This is a genomic window from Sorangium sp. So ce145 (assembly GCF_051525985.1).
Classification (GTDB): domain Bacteria; phylum Myxococcota_A; class Polyangia; order Polyangiales; family Polyangiaceae; genus Sorangium; species Sorangium cellulosum_B.
The window spans coordinates 8,863,155-8,885,639 of sequence record NZ_CP150315.1; the positions used below are offsets into that span (position 1 = coordinate 8,863,155).

The window sequence follows — 22,485 nt, forward strand, 5'->3', positions numbered from 1 at the left end:
AGCGCATGACCGCGAGCCATGACCCCCCCGCTCCTCCCCCCATTTCGCCCTACCTGACGGTCGACGACGCCCGCGCGGCCATCGACTTCTACCGGCGCGCGTTCGGCGCGACGGTGGTGGCCGAACAGCCGACGCCGGACGGCAAGAAGCTCATCCACGCGGCCCTCCTGGTGAACGGCGGCCTCGTGATGCTCAGCGACGATTTCCCGGAGCAGCGCGGCGGGGTGAGCCGCACGCCGAAGGCGTTCGGCGGCACCGCGGTGACGCTCCACCTCGATCTGCCCGACGTCGACGCGACGTGGAAGAGCGCGGTCGAGGCGGGCGCCAGCGTCGAGATGCCGCTCGCGGACATGTTCTGGGGCGACCGATACGGCATCGTGACCGATCCGTTCGGCCACCGCTGGTCGCTCGCGACGCGGAAGAAGGCGGCCACGCAGGAGGAGCTCGACGCCGGCGCCAAGAAGCACTTCCCCGCGGCAACGTGAGGTGACGTGAGGTGACGTGAGGTGACGAACGCGCGCTTCCCGGACGAGACGTTCCGCGCGATCGCGGACCCCACGCGTCGCGCGATCCTCGACGCGCTGGCCGGCGGGGAGCGCTCTGTCACCGAGCTGTGCGCGATGTTCGACGTGACCCAGTCGGCGATCTCGCAGCACCTCAGGGTGCTGCGCGACGCCGGGCTCGTCGCGCCCCGCCGGGAGGGGCGCTCGCGGCTCTACCACGTGGAGGCCGCGCCGCTGCGCGCGGTCTACGACTGGGCCGCTCATTACGAGCGATTCTGGGCGAAGAAGCTCGACGCGCTGGGCGCGCTGCTCGATCGCGAGGCGGACATCGCACGCAGGGGGGGCAGATCTTGAGACGCTCGCGCCCTTCGCCGTCACGCTCGATCAGCTCGGCGCGTGCGGGCTTCATTTCTCTCTCCTCCTGATGATGGCCTCCTCATGATGGAACGGGCGTGTCGTCGATCTCGAGATTGCCGATCATGGCGGCGAGGACACGGCTCGTGGTCTCAAGTTCTGCGGCCGGAATGCCCCGCGTCGCGCGGCGCTCCACCTCGACCACCACGTCCTGTACCCAGTCGTACTCCGCGATCTGAGGCGTGAAGCGCACGCGGAAGGCGCGCGCGTCGCTCTCGTCAGGGGTCCGCTCGAGGAGCCCCTTCTTTTCGAGGCGGCCGACGAGGGCCGAGAGCGACGCGGCAGTGATCTGCAGCCGCTCGGCGAGCTCACGCTGGGTGAGCCCCACGCGCTCTCCGAGCAGCGCGCCGATCAGGCGGAACTCCGCGAGCGTGACCCCCCGCTCGGCGAGGCGCTCCTGAATCAGCTGCAAGGCAGTGCGATCCACGCGAGCGATCCGCGCGAGCAGCAGCGTGGTGAAGACCGTCAGCGTGTCGGGCACCCCAATAGTTAGTAAGGCTAACTAACATTATCAAGTGGGATCGCAGGGCCGGCGAGAGCCCCTTCGCCGGGCCGAAGCGTGCGGCGAGGGGGGCGGCGCCCGGTCCCCTCGCCCGTCGGGCGCCACCGGTGCCCCGAGGTGCAGGTTGCAGGTCGGCGGGCCCCTGGGGCGGCGCGCGCAACGGGCCTCACGATCGCCGCCGAGGCGGGCTGCCCGTGCACCGCGCAGGAGCTCGCGAGGGCGTACGACGAGCACGTGCGCGCGCAGCCCGGCGCGTCGACCTGTGACATCGGGTATCCGGTGGTCGATCTCAGCCTCCGCGCGCCTTCGGACCTGAGCCACGCGGCGGTGTACCTGAGCCTTCGCGCTTCTTCGAGCCCCGGCGCCCAGCTGTCTTCCTGAGCGACGCCCGCGCGCCCCTGATTGCGAAACGCCGGCGCCCCGCCCGACGCTCGCTCGTATGCAAACCGCGGCGCCACGCTCCCCCGGAGAACTGGCCATGATCCGCTCCCCCGGTCCGAAAGCGCACCCTCTGCACGGCTCCTGGCCGGAGTTCCGCGCGGATCCCCTCGCCTTCCTGCTCGACGGCACCCTGGCGTACGGCGATTTCTACCGGTTCCGGCTGGGGCTCAAGCGGTGGCAGGAGACGAGGTGCTCGTGAGCCCGTATGTCATGCAGCGGCTTCCGCGGTACTGGAAGCGCCCGGAGGAGTTCCTCCCGGAGCGCTTCGAGCCGGGCTCGCCATGGCACGAGGAGCGCCCGCCTTCGGCGTTCATCCCCTTCGGGCTCGGGATGCGCAAGTGCATCGGCGAGCGGACCGCCGTGCTGCAGATGAAGCTCATGCTGGCGGCGCTGGTGCGGGAATTCCGGTTCGAGCTGCCCGCAGGGTACGAAGCGGGCGCAGGCGGCCGGCGGGCGCTCGTGCCGCGGGATGGGCTGCCGCTCGTCGTGGAGCGCCGCCGGAGGGCGGATCGGCGTCCGCGCGAGCACGAGCTGACGGGATGAAGGCCAGAGCGCGCCGCCGGCCGGCCGCGCGCGAGGAGACCGGGTGAGCGGCGTTCAGGAGAAGCCCATGGGGCACCGCCCTGCCGGCTGCGGCGCGGCGGGCCGGAGCGCCGGCTCCGCGGGGCTGCCCTGGACCGCAGCCGGGCGGCCTTCCGCCCTCGCTCGCTCGCGCTCCCCTTCCAGGATCATCGCCACATCCCCGCTCGGCCCCATGGTGAGCCCGCGGCGCACGTGGTGAATGGGCGCCTGGCTCTCGAGCCGGAGCCGGTATCTACCGAGGATCGTGCCGAGGGCGACCTTCATCTCGTACATCGCGAACGCCGCGCCCAGGCACCGGCGGGCGCCGCCGCCAAAGGCGATGAACTCGAAGGGTGTGAATTTCCGATCGAGGAACCGCGAAGGGCGGAATCGCTCCGGCGACGGGTAGAGATCCTCGCGGCCGTGCAGGAGCAGCGGCGAGGCGGCGATCGCCTCGCCGGCCGGGATGGTATAGCCCTTGAGCCGGAACGGCCTCTTCACGACGCGGGCCACGTCCACCACCGGCGGGTGGAGGCGAAGCGCCTCCAGGCACACCGCCTCCAGGTACGGCAGCGACGCGAGCGCGTCCGCCTCGGGCGCGGGACCGAGCGTGTCGAGCTCGTCGAGGAGGCGCGCGAGCACGGCCGGCTCGCGGTGCAGCCAGTACATCGCCCACCCGAGCGACATGGCCGTCGTCTCGTGGCCAGCGAACAGGAGCGCCCGGAGCTGGTCCGCGATCTCGACGTCGCTCATGCCCGCGCCGTCGTCGTGGCGGGCGCTCATCATCAGGCCCAGGATGTCCTGCGAAGCGTCCCCTTCCGCGCGCCTCGCCCGGATCTCCTCGAAGAGCAGCGCGTCGAGCGCCCTGGCCGCGCGCTTGTGGCGCGCGTAAGGGCCGAAGCCGGCGAAGTCGCGGCGGAGCGCGGGGATGATCATGAAGCTCGGGCTCAGCGACTCGATGAGCCCGAGCACGGCCTCGCGGGTCCTGCCGACGCGCGCCTCGCCCCGCACGCCGAAGACCACGCGGACGATCACGTCGAGCGCGATCGCCTGGGTCGCCGCGAGCATCGAGAACGAGCGGCCCGGCCGCCACCGCGACGCCACGTCCAGGCTGATCTCCGCGATCGCGCCACCATAACCCCGCATCGCGCCGGCGCTGAACGGCGGGGCGAGCAGCCGCCGATCGCGCCGGTGCCGCGCGCCCGCCGTCACGACCACCGACGAGGTCCCGAAGACCGGCTCCGTCAGCTGGACACCCCAGACATCGAACTCGTCGGGGTCGGCCGTGTAGACCGCGCGGATCGCCTCCGGATCGCCCGTGATGGTCAGTATCCCGTTCGGCGACCTCAGGCGAAACGTGGGGCCGTACTCGGCGGCGTAGCGCCTGAAGACGGGCTCGGAGGAAATGAATCCTGCGCGAATGGTATCCACAAGGCTGAGCGACTTCGGCCCGGGCGGCAGATTTCCCATCGAGCTGCTCCGTGAGTGAACGAGGGTTGTCGGGATGTCCCCGGCCGGAGAAGACCAGGGCGCCGGGGACATTCCGACACGTGGACCGGCGTTCGGTTCCCTCGGTTCCCTCGATTCCCTCGGTCCCGTCGATTTCGTCGATTCCGAGAGATCGCCGGCCCGCGCTCAGGCGAGCGGCGCTCGGCTTCGTGGCGACCCCACGGCCGCGCGCGCGGCGTCAGCGTGACGGATCCGGCTCGCCCCGCGCGGCCTCGGCGCCAGGCGGACGGACAGCGACCGCGCGGGACAGGAGCAGCGCGCCGGTGAAGAGGTAACCCGAGCAGGAACGGAAGACATCGTAGGAGCGGCCCAGCAGCGGAGCGCTCCGAAGAATGTCCCCGATGCGCCACATCTCCTCGTGGCGCGTGATCTCGAAGCTCTCGCCGCCGTCGATCATGCAGAAATCGTAGGTCAGGATCACCCGCACGGGGTACGCGCAGCGCGGGAACAGCCGCAGGTACAAGGTGCTGTCGACCAGGGCGCGGCCCGCGTCACGCGGCTCGGAGAGCCGGACGCTCAGCTGAGAGACGTCGAGGTCGAAGCGGCCGCCGACGCGAGCTCCAGAGAGGCCGACCTGGTACGTCTCGATCCCGCGCACGCGCCGCCATGGATTGACGAACTCGATGCCACGGGCAAGGTAGGGATAGACCTCCTTCTCGAGCGTCGCGATCGGAACCTTCGTGTCGTACATGAGGAGCGAGATACGTCGGAAGCGCGCCTCCAGGTCGGCGAGCCCGAGGCGCGGCATCGTGGGGATCGTGAACGGGAGGCAGTTCACTTTTGTCGCCATGTCGTGACTCTCCATCCGGATACGCCCCGCCCGGTGTGAAGCGCCGGTCCGGGCGCGGAGCGATGAAGGCCGAGACGCAATGCATGGGCCGAGGCGGAGCGTGCTGGAGGTGCGTGCTCTGCGGCGCGTCGCTCCGCGCCGCGCGCCGCGTGTGCGCCGCCACGCAAGGCGCTCGAAAGGCGCTGTTGTCCGCGTGGTTCAGGGAGAGAATCGGCGCGTCCGCCGTGGATTGCCCTGGTCCCTGGGGCGCCCGCGGTTATCTTCCCGCGCCGTTCGGCACGAAGCGCGCGGCGTTTCGCCCTCTCTGCCGGCGGCGAGTCACGAGGAGAAGAAGTGTCACGGGTTGTGGAGCGCGCAGCGAAGACCGCCAGCAGTCTCACGGAGCGGCGCAGAGCCACGGCGCGGCGGGTCGCCGCGTTCATGGCGCTCACCCTGGCCTCGGCGGGGTGCGCCGCGCAGGGAGCGCCGGCGCTCGCCGCGCGAGGCGGCGCGGACCCCGGCACGGGCGCTGGAGCGCCGGCGCCCGCCGCGCGCGGCGGCGCGGACGGCGCGGACGCCGGCGCGAGCGCGGCGGCAGAGCCCATCTTCCGTGAAGCGGAGTCGCTCGCGGGGCGCTACCGCGTCATCGGCGTGCAGCTCTTCGTGCTCGACCAGGCCGCGGAGGCGGGCGCGGCCGGCGGGCGCGGCGCGGCGCGGCGGGCGGCGCTCGAAGCAGAGGCCGCGCGGCTGCGGGCGGGCGTCGCGGCGGCCTACGCGGCGCTCGTCGACGCGCCGGCGCTGCGCGCGGCGGAGCAGCGGCCGCGAGCGCTCCTCGCGCTCGCGCGGGCGCTCCAGGACAGCGGGGACGCGCGCGGCGCCGAGGCGCGGCTGCGCCAGCTCGCGCTCGAGCACCCGGCGTCCGGCGAGGCGGCCGAGGCCTACCTCGCGCTGGCCGACCTTGCGTTCGCCGCGGGGCGCCTCGACGAGGCGGTGATCGCCTGCGACGGCGCGCTCCGCGGCGCCGCGGGGGCGCCGCTCCGCAAGCGCGCGCTCTACGTGAAGTCGTGGAGCCTGCGGGGCCTCGGCGGCCGAAGCGCCACCGAGGGGGCCATGAGGGCGCTGCGCGCCATCGTGCAGCTCGGCCCCGCGCGCGCCGGCTCGCTGGAGGCGACGATCGACGAGGCCGCGGAGCGAGAGCTCGTCGAGCTCTACGCGGCGCACGGCGACCTCGCCCAGGCCCGCGCCTTCTTCGCGGGCGCGGGCGAGCGCGCGGGCCCGCGGCTGCTCGGCGAGGTGGAGGCCCGCGCCGCGCGGCGCGGGCGCCCGGAGCCGCCCGATCGACCGGCCCTGTGAGGAGCGCGGCCGCCGCCCGAGAGCCGGCTCGCGCCGCGCACCAGCGCCGCACGGCGAGGACAGGCGCGCAGGTGCTGCCTCTCACGACGGCGGGGCAGCGCAGCGCGGCACAGACCGCGCGGCCATTGCGCTGCCCACAGCGCGCACGGAGAATGTCGCTCCGGAGAACAGCAGCGCATGATCCCGTGCCCGTCCGACGACGCCCTGGCCACCTGGCTCGCGGGCAACTTCCCGCACGACGACGCGGCGAGCATCCGCGGGCACGTGGCCGGCTGCGACGGCTGCCGCGCGCGGCTCTCGACGCGCCCGAGCGAGAGCGACCTCGGGGCGCCGCTCTTCCTCCACGCGACGCACCAGCGCTTCGGCGAGAGCGAGCGGCCGCCGTCGCCCCCGCTCTCGTGGGCGCCGCCGTCGGCCTTCGACGACTACCGCGTGGTGCGGCCGCTCGGCCGCGGGGGCATGGGGCAGGTGTACCTCGCCCACGACGAGGTCCTCGACCGGCCCGTCGCGCTCAAGTTCGTCGCGGCGGACAGCCCGGATCCCAGGACCATCGAGCGGCTGCGCGTCGAGGCCCGCGCGATCGCGCGCCTCCAGCACCCCAACGTCGTCGCCGTCTACCGGATCGGCGAGGTGCGCGGGCGGCCGTACATCGCCTACGAGTTCGTCGAGGGCGAGCCGCTCGAGCTGCTCCCGAAGCCGATCCCGTGGCCCGCCGCGCTGCGCCTCGCGCTCGGCCTCGCGCGCGGGCTCGCCGCGGCGCACCGGCGGGGCGTCCTCCACCGCGACATCAAGCCGGCGAACGTGATGCTCGACGCGAGCGGCGAGGTGAAGCTGCTCGACTTCGGCCTCGCCAAGCTCGCCGACCGGCCCGGCGCCCCCGCCCTCGACGCGGGCCCTCGCGCCGCGCCGAGCTCCGCCGTCGCGCCCGCGCCGTGGGCGCTCACGGACATGTCCGCCCTGACGACCGCGATCCCGATGGCGCTCGACGCGGCCTCCACGCTCGGGACCGCGAGCCTCACCGACGGCGGCATGATGATGGGCACGCCGCTCTACCTCGCGCCGGAGCTCTGGGCGGGCACCGCCGGCACGTCCCGCTCCGACGTCTACGCGCTCGGGCTGGTCTTCTACGAGCTGTGCGCGGGCCGGCTGCCTCACGCGGGGCTCGATGTGCACGCGATCGCCAGCTGGGTGACGGCGCGGGCGCTCCCGCCGCTGCGGTCGCTCTGCCCCGACGTCCCGGAGATGCTCGCGGCCGTCATCGATCGCTGCGTCCTGCGCGAGCCGGAGGCGCGCTTCGCGTCGGCCGAGGAGGTGCAGGCCGCGCTCGAGGAGACCGAGGCGCTCTGCCGGGCGTTCCAGATCGTCCGCCCCGCGTCGTCCCCCGCGAGCGCGCAGGACGCGGGCGCGGGCGTCGTGCGCGCCTCGTTCGAGCGCCTCGCCCCGCGCGCCGAGGCGCTCGTGACGCGCTTCTACGAGCGGCTCTTCGCCCGCGAGCCGGCGCTCCGGGCGCTGTTCCCGCCGGACATGCGCGAGCAGCGGCTCAAGCTCGCCGCGGCGCTTCAGCTCGTGGTCGACAACCTGCGCGCGCCGGACAAGCTGGTCGAGATGCTCGAGGCGCTCGGTCGCCGCCACGCGACGTACGCCGCGTTGCCCGAGCATTTCGACGCCGTGGGCCGCGCGCTGCTCGAGGTGCTCGAGGAGCTCGAAGGGGACGCGTGGTCGCCCGCCACCGCGCGGGCCTGGGCGAGCGCGTACGCGCAGGTCGCCGAGGCGATGCGGCGCGGGCTCGAGGCCGCGCGGGAGGGGGTGGTCTCCTCCACGCGGGCGCCCGCGCGGCTGCACGCCGCGGAGACCCGCTTCGCCACGAGCGCCGACGCGAGCCTGGCCTACAGGACCGCGGGCGGCGGGCCGATCGATCTGGTGCTGGTCCAGGGGTGGGTGACGCACGTGGAGGCCGCGTGGGAGGGCGCGCTCATCTCCCGGTTCTTCGCCGAGCTCGGCGCGTGGGCGCGGCTCATCGTGCTCGACCAGCGCGGCACCGGGATGAGCGAGCGCGAGGGCGCGGGCGCTCCGGCCGAGCAGCAGGCGGAGGATCTGCTGGCGGTGCTGGACGCGGCCGGCGTGGCGCGCGCCGCGCTCCTCGGCGTCGGCGCCGGGTTCGCGCCGTGCGCGCTGCTCGCGGCGGCGCACCCGGCGCGGGCGCGCGCCCTGGTCGCGCTCGGGAGCGCGGCGCAGATGTCTGCCTGGCCGGGGTGCCTCTTCGGGCTCGCCGGCGAGGACGCCGAGGAGGCCGAGCGCGCGCTGCGGAGCGGCTGGGGCGAGCCGCTCTTCCTCGAACGCCTGGCCCCGTCCGCGGCGGAGGACGGCGCGTTCCGGCGCTTCTGGGCCGCGTACCTGCGCCACGGCGCGAGCCCTGGCGGGGCGGCGCGCATGCTCCGGGCACACGCGGCGGCCGACGTCCGGTCCGCGCTGGGCCGGGTGAGCGTCCCGACGCTCGTGCTGCACCGGGCCGGCGATCGGGCCGTCCCGGCGGCAGCCGGGCGCGATCTCGCCGGCCGCATCCGCGGCGCGCGCCACGTCGAGCTGCCGGGCGACGATCACCTCCCCTTCGTCGGCGAGTCAGGTCCGCTGCTCGCCGAGCTGCGGGCCTTCCTTGGCGTGAATGCCGGGGGGAGCCCCGTCTCGAGCCTCGTGCCCTCCGCGGCGCTCGGCGCTGCCTCCGGCGGCTGACGCGCTCGGCGCGGGGCCAAGCACGCGACGCGTCGTCGCCCGTCTCGCGCCGCGGAGCTCTCGTGGACACTCCTGCGCTCGCACGACGAGCCGCCGGACGCGCGCCCGCCTCTCGGACGCTCGCGCTCGCTGCGCTTCCTCAACCGAAGTTTGCCCGCGCTACGATGCGCTGTTGAAGCGGATGAAGCGGATGAAGCGGATGAAGCGGATGAAGCGGATGAGCTCGAGTTCAGCCTGCGGACGTCCGCGTCTCCGGCTTCGCCCGATACGACTTGAGAGTTCTCCTTATCTCGATGTCTCTCCGGGAAAAAGGAAACATCCTGTCTACCTTGCGATCCCGTGATTCCCCCGCTAGCTTGAATTGATGATGGGATGGTCGCGCCCGCTGACCTGCTGTGTCGCTGCCGTGCTTGGCGCATTCGCGAGCGCTTGCTCCGGGACGGAGCAGGGCTCTGCCGGCGCAGCGGCGGGCGCAGGCGGGGCGGGAGGCGACGGCGGAGCCGAGAGCGCGGGCGGCGAGGACGCGGGCGGGGGCGCCGACAGCCCTCCTGGTGAGGAGGGCTGTCCCTGTGGGCCTCTGGGCCAGTGCGACGACGGGCTCCGCTGCGCAGACGGCGTATGTATTTCGGAGTGTGCCAGCGCCGATGATGATCCGATGGTCGACGGCGACTGCGACTGGCGGGGAGGCCCGGAGGACCCTTCATTCCAGCGCTCGGATACGTGGGGCACCACGGGGGCAGCGCTCGTCTCCCCCGAGGCCGAGGGCAACGGCAACCCCGGGGCCGGCATCATCGGGAGAGACGCGGTGTGCCAGATGGCCGGCTTCTATCAGCGCCTCTCGATGCCGGACCTCGCGTGCGCTGGACCGCTCCTGCTCACGTTCGCCGCGCGCATCGGCTGCGAGCTCGCGATGGACTGCCTCGGCCCGCCGGGGGTCGGGGTCCGGATCGACGGAGGGTTCACCAACCTCGATCTCATGCCCTCTTCGTCCTTTGCCCCGCAACGCGTGTGCCTGGGAGAGCGCGCCTACGGCAGGCCGATCGAGCTGCTCCTCGGGCCCGCCCGGCGTTCTCCCTTGTGCGATGAGGACACCGGACAGGACTTCACGCTGACGTTCGATGACGTCGCCCTTCAGCCTGATGAAATGAACGAGTGCCCGCCGCCTGGCCAGGTGCTGAACGGCGACTTCGAAGCAGGCGCCGCCGGCTGGAAGGCGACCCCCGAGGGCGGCGTCTCCGAGATCGAGCGCGGCCTGGGCCAGGGCGGCGGCAAGGGCGGACATCTCGCCACCACGCTCTTCTGCCAGGTTCCCTCGCTCGAGGGCACGCTCTCGGCGCCCTTGCCGTCCGCCGCGCTGCCGAGCCCAGCGCTCCGCATCTGGAGCCGTGGCAGCCCGGGGGCCATCGTCGATGTGATGCTGAGCACGCACCGGCTGACGGCCCTGACGGGCACGGGCGAGGCGCAGGTCTCGCATACCTGCCTGCCCCGGTGGGCGCTCGGCATGGCGCACCGCCTCGCGTTCGCCTTCCGGAACCGGCACAGCCAGCGGTGCATGGAGGAGAACAAGCGGGATTTCACGGTGGATGACCTCGCCATCGTCTCCGACGACCGCTGCCCCGGGGACGCGCCGCTCTTCGACCCCGGCTTCGAGAACGACGGCGCCGACGCGGGCCTCTCGCCGACATGGGTCCTCAACGCGGAGGACCCCGCGCGCGGCAGCGCCAGGCTCGCCGTCGACTCAGCGGCCGCGCACGCCGGCGACGTCTCGCTCTCGCTGTCCGTGCGGAAGCCGTGCCGCGAGCCCTCGGCCTCCACCGTGTTCACCGTCCCCGAGCCTCAGGGGACGGCCGGTCCGGCGCTGAAGTTCTGGTACCGCACGAGCCACCTCCTCGCGGCGACCGCCTCCTCGACGCCAGGAGGCGCCCTGGCTGCCAGCGAGCGCTGGACGCAACAGACGATCTGCCTGGATCCGCGCACGGCGGGCAGGCCCCAGCAACTCTCGTTCAAGATAAGAGCCAGCGGGACCTGCGACGCGCCGCTCGACAACGAGGCCTTGCACGTGGACGACGTCGAGGCGACGACCGATCCCTCCTGCCCGGCCGCGCCGCTCCCCTGAGCTGCGGAGCCCTGGCGCCTCGATTCGCCGCGCAGAAGGCGCCTCTCGGCTCAGCCGCGCTTCCGGCCCACCAGGATGACGATCGGATAGGCGAAGTGGACCTCGTCCCCCCGGAGCTCCGCGCCCACGCCGAGCGCGTCGACGCCGACGTCGGCGCGGTAGAGGGCCCGGAGCCGGTCCGCTCCGCCGGGCTCCGGGAAGGAGGCCCGGAGCGCGGCCTCGAGCTCCACCTCGAGCCGGTACCGCGTCGTCGTCTCGATCTCCAGCCCCGCGGCGTCGAACAGGGCGCCGAGCTCGCGCTCGGTGAGCGCGCTCGCGTGCGACGGATCGCGGATCTTCTCGGCAGCGTCGTACGCCGCCCGCTTGTCCTCGGCCGGCGCCACGTCGATCACGGCGACTCGCCCGCTCCTCTGGCACACGCGGGCCATCTCGCGCAGCGTCACAAGCGGCTCCAGCAGGTGATGGAAGCTGTAGCGCGTCGTGACCAGGCGATAGCTCTCGTCCGGATAGGGCAGCCGGCTCGCGTCGCCGAGCTCCCAGGTGACGTTGGCGAGGCCGAGGCTCGCCTGCCTCTTCCGCGCCTCCTCCAGCATCGCCGGGACGATGTCGAGCCCCCGCACGCTCGCCACGCGCTGGGCCAGCGCGCAGGCGACGATCCCCGGCCCGCAGGCCACGTCCAGGGCCGCGTCGCTCGGCGCCGGGTCGAGCGCGTCGAGCAGCAGCCCCATGGCGGATTCCGCCGAGTGGGCCCGGACCTCGGCGAACGGCCTGGCCTGGCGGGTGAACTGTTCCTGTATCAACGCATCGTGCGCCGCGGGAGTGGCTTGCTTCATGGCGCTCGAAGATGGACGCGCTCCGGCTTTACGGCTGCCGGCGATCGGACAAAGATCACCGCCGAGAGGCCACGCCTTGCAAGCCCGCGTCCTGACCCCGACGGAGACCACCGAGCACCTCGCGCGGCTCGGGCTCGACCATGCCGGCGCGCGCGCGTTCTCCTACGAAGACGAGCTGCGGGGAGCCGTGTACGGCTGGCACACCCACGCGCGGCACCAGCTGCTCTGCCCTCTGGCCGGCACGGCGCGCCTCGAGGTCGAGGACGCGTCCTTCCTGCTCCCCCCGCTGCTCGCCGCGCTCATCCCCGCGGGCGAGCGGCACGCCACCACCTGCGGCGACGCGTCCATCGTCTCGATCTATTTCGAGCCCGCCGCGTTCCCTTCCCCCCTCGCGGCGGTGAGGATCTTCGAGATCCCCGCGCTCCTGCGCGAGATGGTGATCTACGCGCGCCGCTGGCCGGTCGCGCGGCGTCCGGACGACGCCGCGGCCAACACGTTCTTCGCGGCGATGGCGGACATCATCGGCCCGCTCCTCGATCGCGGCGCCACGTACCGGCTGCCCCGCGGCAAGACGCGGCCGGTGCAGCGCGCGATCGAGTGCGCGCTGCGCGACGTCGCCAGCGCCGATCTCACGCGGGCCGCGGCGTTCGCAGGGGCGACCGAGCGCACGCTGCGGCGGCGGTTCCGCGAGGAGACCGGCGTCACGTGGCGCGGCTTCGTCACGCGCGCGCGCGTGCTCCGGGCGATCGACCTGCTCTCCGGCTCGAGCGCCAGCATCACGCAGGTCGCGCTGGACGTCGGCTTTCAGAGCCTCGGCGCGTTCGCCGCCGCGTTCCGCGCCGTCACCGGCCAGACGCCGAGCGAGTTTCGCAGGACCGCCCGGCCATCGCCGGGCGGTGGACACGAGAGCTGACCTGACGGCGCGGACGCGCCCCTCGAAGAGCGCGCCGCGCGCGGGCGGCCCCCCGCGGCGCGCGCCGCGAGATCGCGGGTTACTGCGTGATCGCCCGGAGGTCGAGCATCTCTTCGACGCTCGGGACCACGATGAGGTCGCAACGGCGGTTCTTCTGCCGGCCCTCGTCGGTGTCGTTGGTCGCGACCGGATCGGTGTCCGCGAAGCCCGCCGCGCTCCAGTTCGCGACGGGGAGCGCGCCCCCGCCGCCCTTGACGTCGGCCGGGCTGACGAGGAACACGAGCACCTCGCGGGCGCGCATCAGCGACAGGCCCCAGTTGTCGCGGAACTGGCCGCCCACGAGCGGCTTGTTGTCCGTGTGGCCGGCGACCTGGTAGTCGCGCTGGAGCAGCGACTTGTCGTTCTTGACGACCGTCGCCACCTTGAGGAGGATCTCCTTGCCCTCCTTCTTCAGCGTCTCGCGCCCGGAGTCGAAGAGGACGTCGCCCGGCAGCGAGATGACCATCCGGTTGTTCCGGATGTTCACCGCCAGGCCGAGCTTCGTGAGCTCGTCCAGCTTCTTCTTGAGCGTCTCGAACCGCGCCTTGATCGCCTCCAGCTGGCGGGCGCGGGCCTTGAACTCGGCGAGCGCCTTCTCGCGCTCCTCCAGCGTCGAGCTCAGCTGCGACACCTGCGTGCTCGTCGCCTGGAGGTTCTCGTTCAGCTTGCCGATGTCGACCCCGGCCGCCTCGAGCTGCTTCGTCAGCTCCGCGACCTTCGCCTGGGCCGCCTCGAGCTCCTTCTGCGTCTCGGCGAGGCGGCCCTCCGTGGTCTGGTGCTGGCTCTGAAGGCGGTTGTACTTGTCGAGCTGGGCCTTCCACTCCTCCTCGGAGTAGCCGCACCCCAGCGAGGACGACGCGATCACGGCAGGCAAGAAGGCCGCGAAGGCGGTTCTGCGACCTTTCAAGACACGAGGGTGCATGAGCACGCTCCTTCACTCTAGTTGGTGAACATGAGCTGGGGCCGATGGCTCGGCCCGCGCCCGGTTCCAGGTGACAGCGGCCTGTCAGGCCGTGCGGACGCGTACCCTACCGAGGTCGCGCGCGATTGTAAAAGGCCGTATCGAGCCGCCCGACCCGCCGCCTCGCGCGCCTCTCTCCGTCGCCGCGCCCCGTCACCGCGTCCACCAGGCGCGGCGCGCTGACGCGGCGCGTGGTTTGCGCCATTGCAACACTACCGCGCTTGTCCATTGTTCCCGCCTGCGCACCTGCTAATGGGACGGCCCATGGCCTATCGCATCACGCTGATCCCGGGCGACGGCATCGGCCCGGAGGTGGTGACGGCGACTCAGGATGTGGTCTCCGCCGCCGGCGTCGCCGTCGACTGGGAGATCCACCACGCGGGCATCGAGGTCGCGAAGCTGACGGGCTCGCCGCTCCCCCTCCCCGTGATCGACGCCGTGCGGAAGAACCGGATCGCCCTGAAAGGCCCGGTGACGACGCCGATCGGGGGCGGGTTCCGCTCGGTCAACGTCACGCTCCGGCAGACGCTCGACCTCTACGCGAACGTGCGGCCGATCCGCAGCCTGCCGGGCGTCGACCCGCGGTTCGACGTCGACATGGTCATCGTGCGCGAGAACACCGAGGGGCTCTACGCCGGGCTCGAGCTCATGATCCTGCCCGGCGTGGCCCAGAGCATCAAGCTCACGACCGAGCGGGGCTCGACGCGCATCGCGGAGTTCGCGTTCCGGTACGCGAAGAAGCACGGCCGGAGCAAGGTGACCATCGTCCACAAGGCGAACATCATGAAGATCTCCGACGGCCTCGCGCTCGACTGCGCGCGGCGGGTGGCCGTGGGGCACCCCGAGATCCAGCTCGGCGAGATGATCGTCGACGCGGCGGCCATGACGATGGTCCGCGATCCGAACCGGCTCGGCGTGATCGTGACGGAGAACCTCTACGGCGACATCCTCTCGGACCTCGGGGCCGGCCTTGTCGGCGGGCTCGGGATCGTGCCCGGCGCGAACATCGGCGACGACGCGGCGGTCTTCGAGGCGGTGCACGGGTCGGCGCCGGACATCGCGGGCAAGGGCTACGCGAACCCGACGGCGCTCGTGCAGAGCGCCGTGATGATGCTGCGGCACCTCGGCGAGCACGACGCGGGAGATCGGATCGAGCGGGCCCTGACGACGCTCTACCGGGCCGGCCAGGTGCGCACGCGCGACCTCGGCGGCGCCGCGAGCACGAGCGACTTCACCCGGGCGCTCTGCGCGGAGATCGAAAGGCCTCGCGCGGAGGCCTAGCGGAGGGCATCCTGATCCCGCAGACGTGGGATCCGCCTTCACGTGGCTGCTCGAGTGGTGCGCCGAGCTCGTCGGCGCGACGGACGGGGCTGCCGGCGCCGCGGGCGACGACGCGAGGCGCCGGCGGCGGCTGCTGCTCTTCCTCACGCTCTCGTCGCTCGTCGCGGCGAGCTATTTCCTCAGCGAGATCTGGGGCGTGAAGGGCCTGCTCCCGGCCGCCCTGTTCTTCGCGCTCGCGGTGAAGGCGACGCGCGCCGTCCTCGACGCGCGCGCGTCCGTGTGGCGCGCCGCCGCGCTCGACCTCGAGGACCCGGCGCAGCGCCCGCGCGCCGGCGCGGATCCGTGGTTCTCGCCGCCGACGGCGAGGGTCCTGCGCGCGCTGGCCGCCGTGATCGACGCCGCGCGCCGGGAGCGCTACGCGGCCGCGCTGGAGCGGCTCCCGTCGATCGATCGGGCCGCGCTCCGGCCCGACGAGGCGCGGCTGCTCGAAGCGGCCCGCGCGCTGCTCTCGCTGGGCCTCGGCGACCCGGCGCGCGCGGCGCAGCAGGCGATCGTCGCGCTGCCCACGGGGATCGACGCCATCGACGCGCGGCTCGGCCGCGTGGTGATCGCCGACGCGTGGAGGAGCCCCGCGCGGCTCGAGGCGATCGATCGCGCGTGGCGGCAGGAGCTCCGGGGCGGCGTGGCGTCCGAGGCGCTCGAGCGCCTCCTGTCGCTGTCGCGGCTGCGCTTCGCGCCGCACGCGGTGGAGGCGCTCCAGCCCGTCGAGGCGCGCGCGCTGTCGGCCGAGGCCTGGTCGATCGGCGAGGAGGAGCTCGCCGCGGCGCTCGAGTCCCGCGCGCGGAGCGGCGTCTACCGCTGAGCCGGCGGCTCGCGGCGGCGGCTCACGGCGGCGGCTCGCGCGGCACGGCGGGCGCGATCTCGCGCAGCAGGCGGAGGCCGCCGAGCGAGATCTCGACCACCGCGGCGAGCCGCTCCGCCACGAGCTGCTCCGCCGAGGGCCCCGCGGCGCGTGTCTCCGCGACGAAGGCGAAGCAGCGCCGGCCGGAGCCGCCGAAGGCGACCGCGAAGCCGTCGATCGGCGCTCCCGGCGGGGAGTCGGCGACGCCGATCACCACGACCGTGTCGAACCCCTCCGGCACGTCGATCCGGCGCTCGGCGGCGGTGAGGCCCTCGCCGGGGCGCGGCAGGTCGCGCCAGAGCCGCGCGCGCGCCTCGCACGCCGCGCGGCTCGCGCGGCCGTCCTCGCGCCAGGTGCGCACGAGCAGCGACGTCGACGACGCGGCGTGGGTCGCGACGAGCCAGGGGCCCTCGCCGTCCTCGACGCGGAAGCCGCGCGCGTCGGGCAGGGGGAGCCGGAGATCGAAGCGATCCGAGCGGTATTCGCCGAGCTCGCCGTCGCCGAGCGTCGACGCCGCCTGTGCGGGCGTCGCGGGCCTCGGCGGCCCGGGCGGCGCGGCCGGGGCGGGCACGCACGCGGGTACCAGGGCGAGCAGCGCGGCGGCCGGCGCGAGGGCGCGGCGCGGCGCGCGCGCCTTCGGCTGCAGCGCGTGCCCCGGCGCTCCTTCGGGCTCGGCGCGCGGCTCCGGCCTCATCGCGTGAGCAGCACGAGCAACGCGCCTGCGCCGCCCTCCGCGTCCGGGGCCGTCGCGAAGGCGGCGACGTGGCGGGCGACACGGCCGTTGCTCAGCCAGGCGGCGATCTCGCCGCGGAGCACGGCGTGGCCGCCGGGCGAGTGGTTGCCCTTGCCGTGGACGATGGCGACGACGCGGTCGCCGTCTCGCTGGCGCTTGCACACGAACGCCTCGACGGCCTCGCGCGCCGCCTCGAGCCTCAGGCCGTGCAGATCGAGGGTGCCGTCGACGGCGTAGCGGGCGCGGCGGAGCCGCCTGAGCTCGCGCGGATCGACGTCGAGGCGCCGGCCCTCTATGCGCTCGCTGTCGTCCGTGGTCTCGAACTTGATCCCCTCGATGACGAGCGAGCGCATGCGCGAGCGCGCGTCCTCGTCCGGATCGAACGCGATCGTCGGGAGCGCGGCCCGCTCGACGCGGCTGGCGGTGACCGGGATCCGGGTCGCGCGATCCTCGAGCACGCGGACGCCGGCCATGTAGATAGCGAAGGTCTCGGGGTCGACGGGCCGCGGCGCCGGCTCGGCGCCTGCTCGCGGCGCCGCGCCTGCGCCCGGGGGCGCGGGCGATCTCGTCCTGGGCTTCGCCTCGGGCGAGCCTGCCGTCGTCCTGGGCTTCGCCTCGGGCGAGGCCGCCGTCGCCTTGGGCTTCGCCTCGGGCGCCGGCTTGGCCTTGTTCAGCTGCCGGAGCGTGGAGAACGGCTGATAGAACGCCTCATTCACCTTGCGCGCCGCCGCCTTCGCGGCTTGCTCCGGGCTGGCCGTCGTTCTCGTGTCTCTCTCGCGCTTCGCGCTCTTCGCCATCCCCCAGAACATCGCTCGCGAGGCCGCGGAGTGCAAACCGGACGGCTTCGATGCCGGCGAGCTGCCCGTCCTCGAAGTGCCAGTCGGGGTCGTCGAGGCCGGGGAAGTCGTGCGGGTTGCGGATGTCCTCGGCCGTGAGCGTCGGGATGAGGCGCCTCGCGAGGTCGATGACCTTGGCCCTCTGCGCTCCCTCCATGTCGGCGAGCAGCGCGAAGATGCGGTGGAAGAGCTCGGCGGGCGAGGGGGCGGCGGGCGGGGCGCCTGGGCGGCCCGCGTCGTGAGAGCGCATCGGGCGCAGCATACGCCATCGGGCCGGGCGCGCCGCGGCGCGAGGAACGCGGACCCAGCCGCCCCCGGCGGCCGCTCCTGGATCGAGGTCAGCGAGGCTCTCCGAGGCGCAGGATCGGCCCGGGGCGATGCTCTGCCGGCGTTGCCTCTGATCGCCCGGGGTCATCGGGCTGCCCGTAGGGATGGAAGTCCCCGTACGGCCTGAAGGGTCTGGCCGGCCGGAAGTGCCCATACGGCCTGAAGGGTCTGATCGGCCGGAAGTGCCCATACGGCCTGTGCGGCCAGAACGGCCGGAACGGCCGGAAATGCCCATGATATGGGACATCATCCGGGGGAATCCTGGCGTCGGGGAAGTCCGAGCTCGTTGTCTCCTCGACGAGCACGAGATCTTCGATGGGCGTCGTGCTCCCCGCAGCAGCCATCTGCGCGGTGCCGAGCGCCATTCCGGACAGCGCCAGGGCCCCGAGCGCTTTGACCAGCTTCATCACGGAATCCTTTCACGATGCGAGCGTCTCGCCGGGAATCATCCCGTGCGGGTTGCGTCCACGGCGATGCAAGCGTGAGGCCCGTTCGCGGCAGACCGCCGCCGCGCGCGCGCCTCGCACGCCGCGGGGCGTCTCGTGTGCGCGCGGTGGACAGCGACCGGTACCGGCCTGCGCGCGTGCGCGTCGATATCGACGCGACCGTCCCCTTCCCGGCTCAGGGCGTGATCAGGACATTCGACAGATCATCGACGATCCTGCCGACATCGCCGCCGTCGAGATTGACGAGCACGGTGATGGAAGCATCCTTGTCGACCGCGTAATAAGACGACGACGTGAAGCCCCAGATACCGCCGTCGTGACCGACCTGGACGCCGAGCGGAGATTCCCGGCGCGACAGCCCGAGGCCGTACCCGGTGACCTCGCCGAGGGGCGCGTCGACCCACGCGGTCATCTCTTCGAGCTCGGCGGGACCGAGCAGCGTGCCGTCGAGCACCTTGCGGTAGAAGCGCGTGAGATCGCCCGTGGTCGAGACCAGCGCGCCCGCGGCGCCGGCCGCCGACGCGTCGATCGCGGAGGTCATCTCGACGAGCTCCCCCCGGCTCCGCCCGTAACCGTGCACGAGGCCGGGCAGGGCCTCCTCGGCGCCGTCGAGGTAGGTGTGCGCGAGCCCCGCCGGCTCGAGGACGCGGGCGCGGAGCAGCTCGCCGATGGGCTCTCCCGAGGCCGCTTCGACGATCAGGCCGGCGATGATGTAGTTCGTGTTGGAGTAGGCGAAGCCGCGCCCTGGCTCGAAATACGGCGGCTTCGACGCCGCGAGCGCGATGAGCTCCGCGGGTGTCCACGCGCGCGTCGGATCGTCGAATGCCGCGGTCCAGAACTCGTCGAGCGCCGTGTAGTCGAAGACGCCGCTCGTGTGGTTCAGGATCTGTCGCACGGAGATCTGCTCTCCGCGGGGGACACCGCCGACGTACGCCGAGACGGCGTCGTCGAGCGACAGCCGGCCTTCCGCGCGGAGCATCAGCGCCAGCGTGGAGACGAAGGTCTTCGTGATGCTCCCTGCGCGGAAGAGATCGCCGGGCTGGATGGCCACGTCGGCCTCGGTGTCCGCGACCCCCGCCGCGCCGAGCCAGCTGCACCCGCCGAGATGCACGGCGGCGGCCGCGCCGGGGAGCCGCTGCACCTCCACGGCCGCGTCGAGCGCACTCTGGAGCTCGACCGAGAGCTCGTCACAGCCGGCGCCCGGCGCAGGGTCTGAGCCTCCAGGTCCAGCGGCGGCGCTCTCGACTCCGACGCTCCCACGGTCCTCGTCGTCCGTGGTGGCCACCATGTCGAGCGGAGCGGGCGAGGAGCTCGTGCACCCCGCGAGCAGGACAACGCCAATACAAGAAGAGAAGAGAGCTGTCGGCCGAAGGACACGGCTCATCGATCGGGTCTCCATGGCCTCCCCGTGAGGTCCATTGCTGCGCTCCGCCGCGCCGCTCCCGATCTCCAGGGGCGGCCCGCGAAGGACGGGCATCAAGACGCGACGGGTCCGACCGTGTCAACCGGCCCGCAACGATGCGGGTGCTCTCGCTCACGCAGGACGTCGATAACGCAGCTTATCGCGTGAGTCGGCAGACAGGCCGTTCCCACGAATCATGCGCGACGGCGAGCGCCCGCAGCAAGGTGATCACGGCGATCGAGTGGCTGATCCGGCCGTCCTGCATCGCCGCCCTCACGTCATCTGCGCTCATCAGGACCGCTTCCGTGCTCTCGTGCTCGTCGCCCTCGGGCTCGCCGACCCGCCGCGCGCCGCGCGCCAGGTAGAGGAAGCAGCGGTTCGCCTGGAGCGCAGGATTCGGGTGCACCCACCCGAGCGTCTCGAGCGACTCCACGGCATACCCCGTCTCCTCCAGGAGCTCGCGCGGCGCGGCGGCCGCCGGCTCTTCCCCTGGATCGACAAGGCCGCCAGCCGTCTCGATGGTCACCGCGTCGACCCCGTGCCGGTACTGCCGCACCAGGACGAACTGACCTTCATCCGTGATCGCGGCCACCGAGATCCAGTCGGCGAGCTCCAGCGTGAAGGCGGGATAAGACGCGCCCGCAGCCATGACTTCATGGCGATGGATCGCGAGCGGACCGAACGTACCGGCGAGCGCCGAGGCGTGCCTGCGAGGAATCGTGATACCCATCCCGCCTCACTACTACGGCGTGCCTCTCGCCGCCTTCTCCGGCATCGCTCCTGTCTTCTGCGACACCGCTCCCGCCTTCTCCTGCGTCGGGCTCGCCGTCTCCGACGCTCCCGCCTTCTCCTGCGTCGGGCTCGCCGTCTCCGACGCTCCCGCCTTCTCCTGCGTCGCGCTCGCCGTCTCCGGCGCTCCCGCCGTCTCCAGCGCCGCGCTCGCCGCCTTCTCCGGCGCCGCGCTCGCCTTGTCCGGCGCGGGACCCGCCATCTTCTCCGGCGCCGCGCTCGCGGACTTCTCCTTCTCGCCGCGCTCCCGCCGGAGCACCTCCTCCGCGTCCTCGCCGGGCATCCGCTCGGTCGCCCCTCGCCCTTCGTCCTGCGGCGGCGGCCACGCGGTCACATAGCGGGGTGCCTCGCCGGGTCCGGACGCATCGATCCACGAGACGCTCCCCGTCCCTGGCGCGCGCACATCGACGTGCACGAACGAGCTGTTCGGATAATACCCGCAGCCCGTGTCGGCGAGCGCGCGGCAGGCGGCTGCGAGCTCGTCGTTACGCACCCCGGCGATGCGCAGATCGAGCGCCCGGCCCGTCTGGTGCAAGCTGCCCTGGCTCTGCGGCCGGTACCCGCTCACGAGCGACACGAGCCGGCCCGGGTACCGCCGCGCCAGCGCGTCGATGCGGGAGAGCAGCCCGGGATCGAGCAGCCGCACGCCGGGCGCGATCTCCCCTGCCTGCACCCCGCTCGCCCTGCTCCCGGCGGCTCGCGGCGCATCGCCGGCGCGCCGCCCCTTGCGGCTCGCCGCTTCCGGCCTCCGCGCGGACGCGCCCTCGTCGGACAGGATCGGCCGCGGCGTGCCCCACGGGCGCGCAAGCAAGGAGAGGGCGCGCCGGGCCTCCTCGCGCGGTTTCCCCTTGCAGTCGACCAGCTCGAGGCGCTCGGGCTCCAGCCCGCTGCGATCCATCGACAGGACCGGTCCGTGGCACGGCTTCGGAGGCGCCTCCCGCTCCACCCCCTTCTTCGCTCCGCGCCGCTTGCTCTCGGCCGTGCGCGCCGCCCGTCTCTTCTCCTTCTTCCTCTCGCCGCCCGCCTTCTTCTTGGCGACCACCTTTTTCCCGCCGCCCGCCTTCGCCGAGCCACCCGCGTTTCCCTCCGCGTCTGCAGCCGCGTGCGGCGCCTCCTTGCGGGTACGGGCCCTCTCCTTCCGGTTCCGGCCCCCCGCCCCGCTCGTCTTCTCGTCGCCGGTCGCCGCCGAGGCGCTCTTCGCGCGACGATCGGGCGAGCTCTCCCGCGTCGTCGTTCGTGGAGCTTGCTCCGCGCCTGCGGGGCTCGCCGGCGCCCGATCCCGACGGGTCGGCTCGCTCTTCTCTTCCCTCGATTCCCCGGACCTCTCGGCAGCAGCGTGCGCCCTGGGCAGCGGCTCCGCGCAGACGGGCCCCGCCAGGATCGCCGGCACCGCGATGCTCACCAGCACCGAGAGCGCGGCCGCGCGAGCACGCCTCAGGCGCGCACGCGGCTCCCCTCTGCGCACAGCTCCCCCTGCGTCCCGCGGCGCCGCGCCTTCACTGCTCACGGATCGAAGGCTCATCATGGAAAGCTCCAGTCGGGTCGGGTGCGAGTGCCATCCGCCAAGGAGCGGATCTCCCAGACACGGCGTCGCCGCCCGTCCGCAGGATGTGGGATTGGGAAGGGCAGTCAGCGGTCCGCTTCTTGAATCGACCTGGAACGAGACCGGCTACCTCGAAACAGCGTCTCCGAGACGCCCCTCGCGGAAGCTCGCAAGCTCGGAAGGGAGACTCGGAAGGCAAGCTCAGAAGGGACCGAACCTGAGGGCAGGAATGGCATGAAGTGCGGAGGGCAGCCCAATTTTCTGCGGCGCTGACCAAAGGCTGTGGTAGGAACCCAGCTGCCTCGCGGCTGCGGTCGGGTCGTGAGCGCGGCTCCGGGGTGCATGGGGGCAGAGCCCCTCGTCACGCGGTCCGCGGCCGGGTATCGCCCGGCGCACCACGCACTGCGGCGTGGCCCTACCTTCACGATCAACGCAGCCAGCGTGATCAGCGCGGAGATAGGCGTCGCGTCCCTTGCGCAACATCGTCCGGGCCATCGCGGATCGCGGGGGAAGCGCCCGGCCCAACACGCACCAGCCTCATTCACCACAACATCGATGCAAGCGGGGCGCCACACGCGGGATG

Annotated in this window: 23 protein-coding genes; 11 read left to right on the forward strand and 12 right to left on the reverse strand. The window is 73.1% G+C overall.

Going from position 1 to position 22,485, the window contains the following annotated elements; all coding sequences use genetic code 11:
* Positions 1 to 5 precede the first annotated feature (5 nt).
* Both WMF34_RS32795 and WMF34_RS32800 read left to right on the forward strand, forming a co-directional pair.
* The gene (locus WMF34_RS32795) at positions 6 to 485 is read left to right on the forward strand and encodes a VOC family protein (protein ID WP_437990278.1); all 480 of its coding nucleotides are present in this window, start codon (positions 6 to 8) and stop codon (positions 483 to 485) included.
* 21 nt (positions 486 to 506) lie between these two features.
* Positions 507 to 857, forward strand: coding sequence for an ArsR/SmtB family transcription factor (locus tag WMF34_RS32800; RefSeq protein ID WP_437990279.1), 351 nt, complete (start codon positions 507 to 509; stop codon positions 855 to 857).
* Positions 858 to 939: 82 nt separating this feature from the next.
* Here WMF34_RS32800 and WMF34_RS32805 read toward each other — a convergent pair whose 3' ends face one another.
* A complete protein-coding gene (locus WMF34_RS32805; RefSeq protein ID WP_012239039.1) occupies positions 940 to 1,398 on the reverse strand; it encodes a MarR family winged helix-turn-helix transcriptional regulator in 459 nt (152 codons plus the stop codon).
* 138 nt (positions 1,399 to 1,536) lie between these two features.
* On the opposite strand from WMF34_RS32805, the gene WMF34_RS32810 reads away from it, so the two are divergent.
* The 3 genes from WMF34_RS32810 (at position 1,537) to WMF34_RS32820 (ending at position 2,403) form a co-directional block, all read left to right on the forward strand.
* Positions 1,537 to 1,800 (forward strand): hypothetical protein, encoded by a 264-nt coding sequence (locus WMF34_RS32810; RefSeq protein WP_437990280.1) that lies wholly within the window; start codon positions 1,537 to 1,539, stop codon positions 1,798 to 1,800.
* A gap of 97 nt (positions 1,801 to 1,897) precedes the next feature.
* Entirely contained in the window at positions 1,898 to 2,059 is a 162-nt protein-coding gene (locus tag WMF34_RS32815; protein ID WP_012239040.1) for a hypothetical protein, read from the forward strand.
* The gene (locus WMF34_RS32820) at positions 2,056 to 2,403 is read left to right on the forward strand and encodes a cytochrome P450 (RefSeq protein WP_437990281.1); all 348 of its coding nucleotides are present in this window, start codon (positions 2,056 to 2,058) and stop codon (positions 2,401 to 2,403) included. The genes WMF34_RS32815 and WMF34_RS32820 overlap by 4 nt, the downstream gene beginning before the upstream one ends.
* A gap of 54 nt (positions 2,404 to 2,457) precedes the next feature.
* On the opposite strand, the gene WMF34_RS32825 is transcribed toward WMF34_RS32820, so the two are convergent.
* Together WMF34_RS32825 and WMF34_RS32830 are read right to left on the reverse strand one after the other, a co-directional pair.
* Positions 2,458 to 3,891: a cytochrome P450 gene (locus WMF34_RS32825; RefSeq protein WP_437990282.1), complete on the reverse strand. Its 1,434-nt coding sequence runs from the start codon at positions 3,889 to 3,891 to the stop codon at positions 2,458 to 2,460.
* Between the two features lie 217 nt (positions 3,892 to 4,108).
* On the reverse strand, positions 4,109 to 4,720 hold the full coding sequence (locus WMF34_RS32830; protein WP_157907069.1) for a hypothetical protein: 612 nt from the start codon (positions 4,718 to 4,720) through the stop codon (positions 4,109 to 4,111).
* Positions 4,721 to 5,053: 333 nt separating this feature from the next.
* On the opposite strand from WMF34_RS32830, the gene WMF34_RS32835 reads away from it, so the two are divergent.
* The 3 genes from WMF34_RS32835 to WMF34_RS32845 all read left to right on the forward strand — a co-directional run bounded on the left by WMF34_RS32835 (position 5,054) and on the right by WMF34_RS32845 (position 10,898).
* A complete protein-coding gene (locus WMF34_RS32835; RefSeq protein ID WP_012239044.1) occupies positions 5,054 to 6,052 on the forward strand; it encodes a tetratricopeptide repeat protein in 999 nt (332 codons plus the stop codon).
* Between the two features lie 177 nt (positions 6,053 to 6,229).
* Positions 6,230 to 8,782 carry an alpha/beta fold hydrolase gene (locus tag WMF34_RS32840; RefSeq protein WP_437990283.1) on the forward strand — a complete coding sequence of 851 codons (2,553 nt, stop codon included), beginning with the start codon at positions 6,230 to 6,232 and terminating at the stop codon, positions 8,780 to 8,782.
* Positions 8,783 to 9,437: 655 nt separating this feature from the next.
* A complete protein-coding gene (locus tag WMF34_RS32845) occupies positions 9,438 to 10,898 on the forward strand; it encodes a hypothetical protein (protein ID WP_437990284.1) in 1,461 nt (486 codons plus the stop codon).
* Between the two features lie 50 nt (positions 10,899 to 10,948).
* On the opposite strand, the gene WMF34_RS32850 is transcribed toward WMF34_RS32845, so the two are convergent.
* Positions 10,949 to 11,731, reverse strand: a complete 783-nt coding sequence (locus WMF34_RS32850; protein WP_437990285.1) for a class I SAM-dependent methyltransferase — start codon at positions 11,729 to 11,731, stop codon at positions 10,949 to 10,951.
* Between the two features lie 76 nt (positions 11,732 to 11,807).
* Here WMF34_RS32850 and WMF34_RS32855 point away from each other — a divergent pair, with 76 nt between their 5' ends.
* Positions 11,808 to 12,644: a helix-turn-helix domain-containing protein gene (locus WMF34_RS32855; protein WP_437990286.1), complete on the forward strand. Its 837-nt coding sequence runs from the start codon at positions 11,808 to 11,810 to the stop codon at positions 12,642 to 12,644.
* Between the two features lie 79 nt (positions 12,645 to 12,723).
* Here the strand turns inward: WMF34_RS32855 and WMF34_RS32860 are convergent, their stop codons facing one another.
* Positions 12,724 to 13,605, reverse strand: coding sequence for an OmpA/MotB family protein (locus WMF34_RS32860; protein ID WP_012239049.1), 882 nt, complete (start codon positions 13,603 to 13,605; stop codon positions 12,724 to 12,726).
* 303 nt (positions 13,606 to 13,908) lie between these two features.
* Here WMF34_RS32860 and WMF34_RS32865 point away from each other — a divergent pair, with 303 nt between their 5' ends.
* Together WMF34_RS32865 and WMF34_RS32870 are read left to right on the forward strand one after the other, a co-directional pair.
* Complete coding sequence (locus WMF34_RS32865) at positions 13,909 to 14,925, forward strand: isocitrate/isopropylmalate dehydrogenase family protein (RefSeq protein WP_012239050.1); 1,017 nt, start codon at positions 13,909 to 13,911, stop codon at positions 14,923 to 14,925.
* Positions 14,926 to 14,950: 25 nt separating this feature from the next.
* Positions 14,951 to 15,787 (forward strand): hypothetical protein, encoded by an 837-nt coding sequence (locus WMF34_RS32870; protein ID WP_437990287.1) that lies wholly within the window; start codon positions 14,951 to 14,953, stop codon positions 15,785 to 15,787.
* Between the two features lie 22 nt (positions 15,788 to 15,809).
* Here the strand turns inward: WMF34_RS32870 and WMF34_RS32875 are convergent, their stop codons facing one another.
* From WMF34_RS32875 to WMF34_RS32905, 7 genes are all read right to left on the reverse strand, one after another.
* Entirely contained in the window at positions 15,810 to 16,520 is a 711-nt protein-coding gene (locus WMF34_RS32875) for a hypothetical protein (RefSeq protein WP_437990288.1), read from the reverse strand.
* On the reverse strand, positions 16,517 to 17,275 hold the full coding sequence (locus WMF34_RS32880; RefSeq protein ID WP_437994680.1) for a Smr/MutS family protein: 759 nt from the start codon (positions 17,273 to 17,275) through the stop codon (positions 16,517 to 16,519). Before WMF34_RS32880 ends, WMF34_RS32875 begins: the two co-directional genes overlap by 4 nt.
* On the reverse strand, positions 17,268 to 17,645 hold the full coding sequence (locus tag WMF34_RS32885; protein WP_080599315.1) for a hypothetical protein: 378 nt from the start codon (positions 17,643 to 17,645) through the stop codon (positions 17,268 to 17,270). The genes WMF34_RS32880 and WMF34_RS32885 overlap by 8 nt, the downstream gene beginning before the upstream one ends.
* A gap of 88 nt (positions 17,646 to 17,733) precedes the next feature.
* The gene (locus WMF34_RS32890) at positions 17,734 to 18,129 is read right to left on the reverse strand and encodes a hypothetical protein (protein WP_044966367.1); all 396 of its coding nucleotides are present in this window, start codon (positions 18,127 to 18,129) and stop codon (positions 17,734 to 17,736) included.
* Positions 18,130 to 18,343: 214 nt separating this feature from the next.
* Positions 18,344 to 19,552 carry a serine hydrolase domain-containing protein gene (locus tag WMF34_RS32895; protein ID WP_437990289.1) on the reverse strand — a complete coding sequence of 403 codons (1,209 nt, stop codon included), beginning with the start codon at positions 19,550 to 19,552 and terminating at the stop codon, positions 18,344 to 18,346.
* 175 nt (positions 19,553 to 19,727) lie between these two features.
* The gene (locus WMF34_RS32900; RefSeq protein WP_437990290.1) at positions 19,728 to 20,300 is read right to left on the reverse strand and encodes an NUDIX hydrolase; all 573 of its coding nucleotides are present in this window, start codon (positions 20,298 to 20,300) and stop codon (positions 19,728 to 19,730) included.
* A gap of 12 nt (positions 20,301 to 20,312) precedes the next feature.
* Positions 20,313 to 21,767 carry a DUF882 domain-containing protein gene (locus tag WMF34_RS32905; RefSeq protein ID WP_437990291.1) on the reverse strand — a complete coding sequence of 485 codons (1,455 nt, stop codon included), beginning with the start codon at positions 21,765 to 21,767 and terminating at the stop codon, positions 20,313 to 20,315.
* Positions 21,768 to 22,485: the final 718 nt, after the last annotated feature.

Bases quoted from the DNA above. Each gene is read 5' to 3' on its own strand.
- WMF34_RS32900 (WP_437990290.1), bottom strand. From the start codon at position 20,300: ATGGGTATCACGATTCCTCGCAGGCACGCCTCGGCGCTCGCCGGTACG.
- WMF34_RS32895 (WP_437990289.1), bottom strand. From the start codon at position 19,552: ATGAGCCGTGTCCTTCGGCCGACAGCTCTCTTCTCTTCTTGTATTGGC.
- WMF34_RS32885 (WP_080599315.1), bottom strand. From the start codon at position 17,645: ATGCGCTCTCACGACGCGGGCCGCCCAGGCGCCCCGCCCGCCGCCCCC.
- WMF34_RS32875 (WP_437990288.1), bottom strand. From the start codon at position 16,520: ATGAGGCCGGAGCCGCGCGCCGAGCCCGAAGGAGCGCCGGGGCACGCG.
- WMF34_RS32890 (WP_044966367.1), bottom strand. From the start codon at position 18,129: ATGAAGCTGGTCAAAGCGCTCGGGGCCCTGGCGCTGTCCGGAATGGCG.
- WMF34_RS32815 (WP_012239040.1), top strand. From the start codon at position 1,898: ATGATCCGCTCCCCCGGTCCGAAAGCGCACCCTCTGCACGGCTCCTGG.
- WMF34_RS32845 (WP_437990284.1), top strand. From the start codon at position 9,438: ATGGTCGACGGCGACTGCGACTGGCGGGGAGGCCCGGAGGACCCTTCA.
- WMF34_RS32825 (WP_437990282.1), bottom strand. From the start codon at position 3,891: ATGGGAAATCTGCCGCCCGGGCCGAAGTCGCTCAGCCTTGTGGATACC.
- WMF34_RS32795 (WP_437990278.1), top strand. From the start codon at position 6: ATGACCGCGAGCCATGACCCCCCCGCTCCTCCCCCCATTTCGCCCTAC.
- WMF34_RS32850 (WP_437990285.1), bottom strand. From the start codon at position 11,731: ATGAAGCAAGCCACTCCCGCGGCGCACGATGCGTTGATACAGGAACAG.
- WMF34_RS32865 (WP_012239050.1), top strand. From the start codon at position 13,909: ATGGCCTATCGCATCACGCTGATCCCGGGCGACGGCATCGGCCCGGAG.
- WMF34_RS32860 (WP_012239049.1), bottom strand. From the start codon at position 13,605: ATGCACCCTCGTGTCTTGAAAGGTCGCAGAACCGCCTTCGCGGCCTTC.
- WMF34_RS32840 (WP_437990283.1), top strand. From the start codon at position 6,230: ATGATCCCGTGCCCGTCCGACGACGCCCTGGCCACCTGGCTCGCGGGC.
- WMF34_RS32830 (WP_157907069.1), bottom strand. From the start codon at position 4,720: ATGGCGACAAAAGTGAACTGCCTCCCGTTCACGATCCCCACGATGCCG.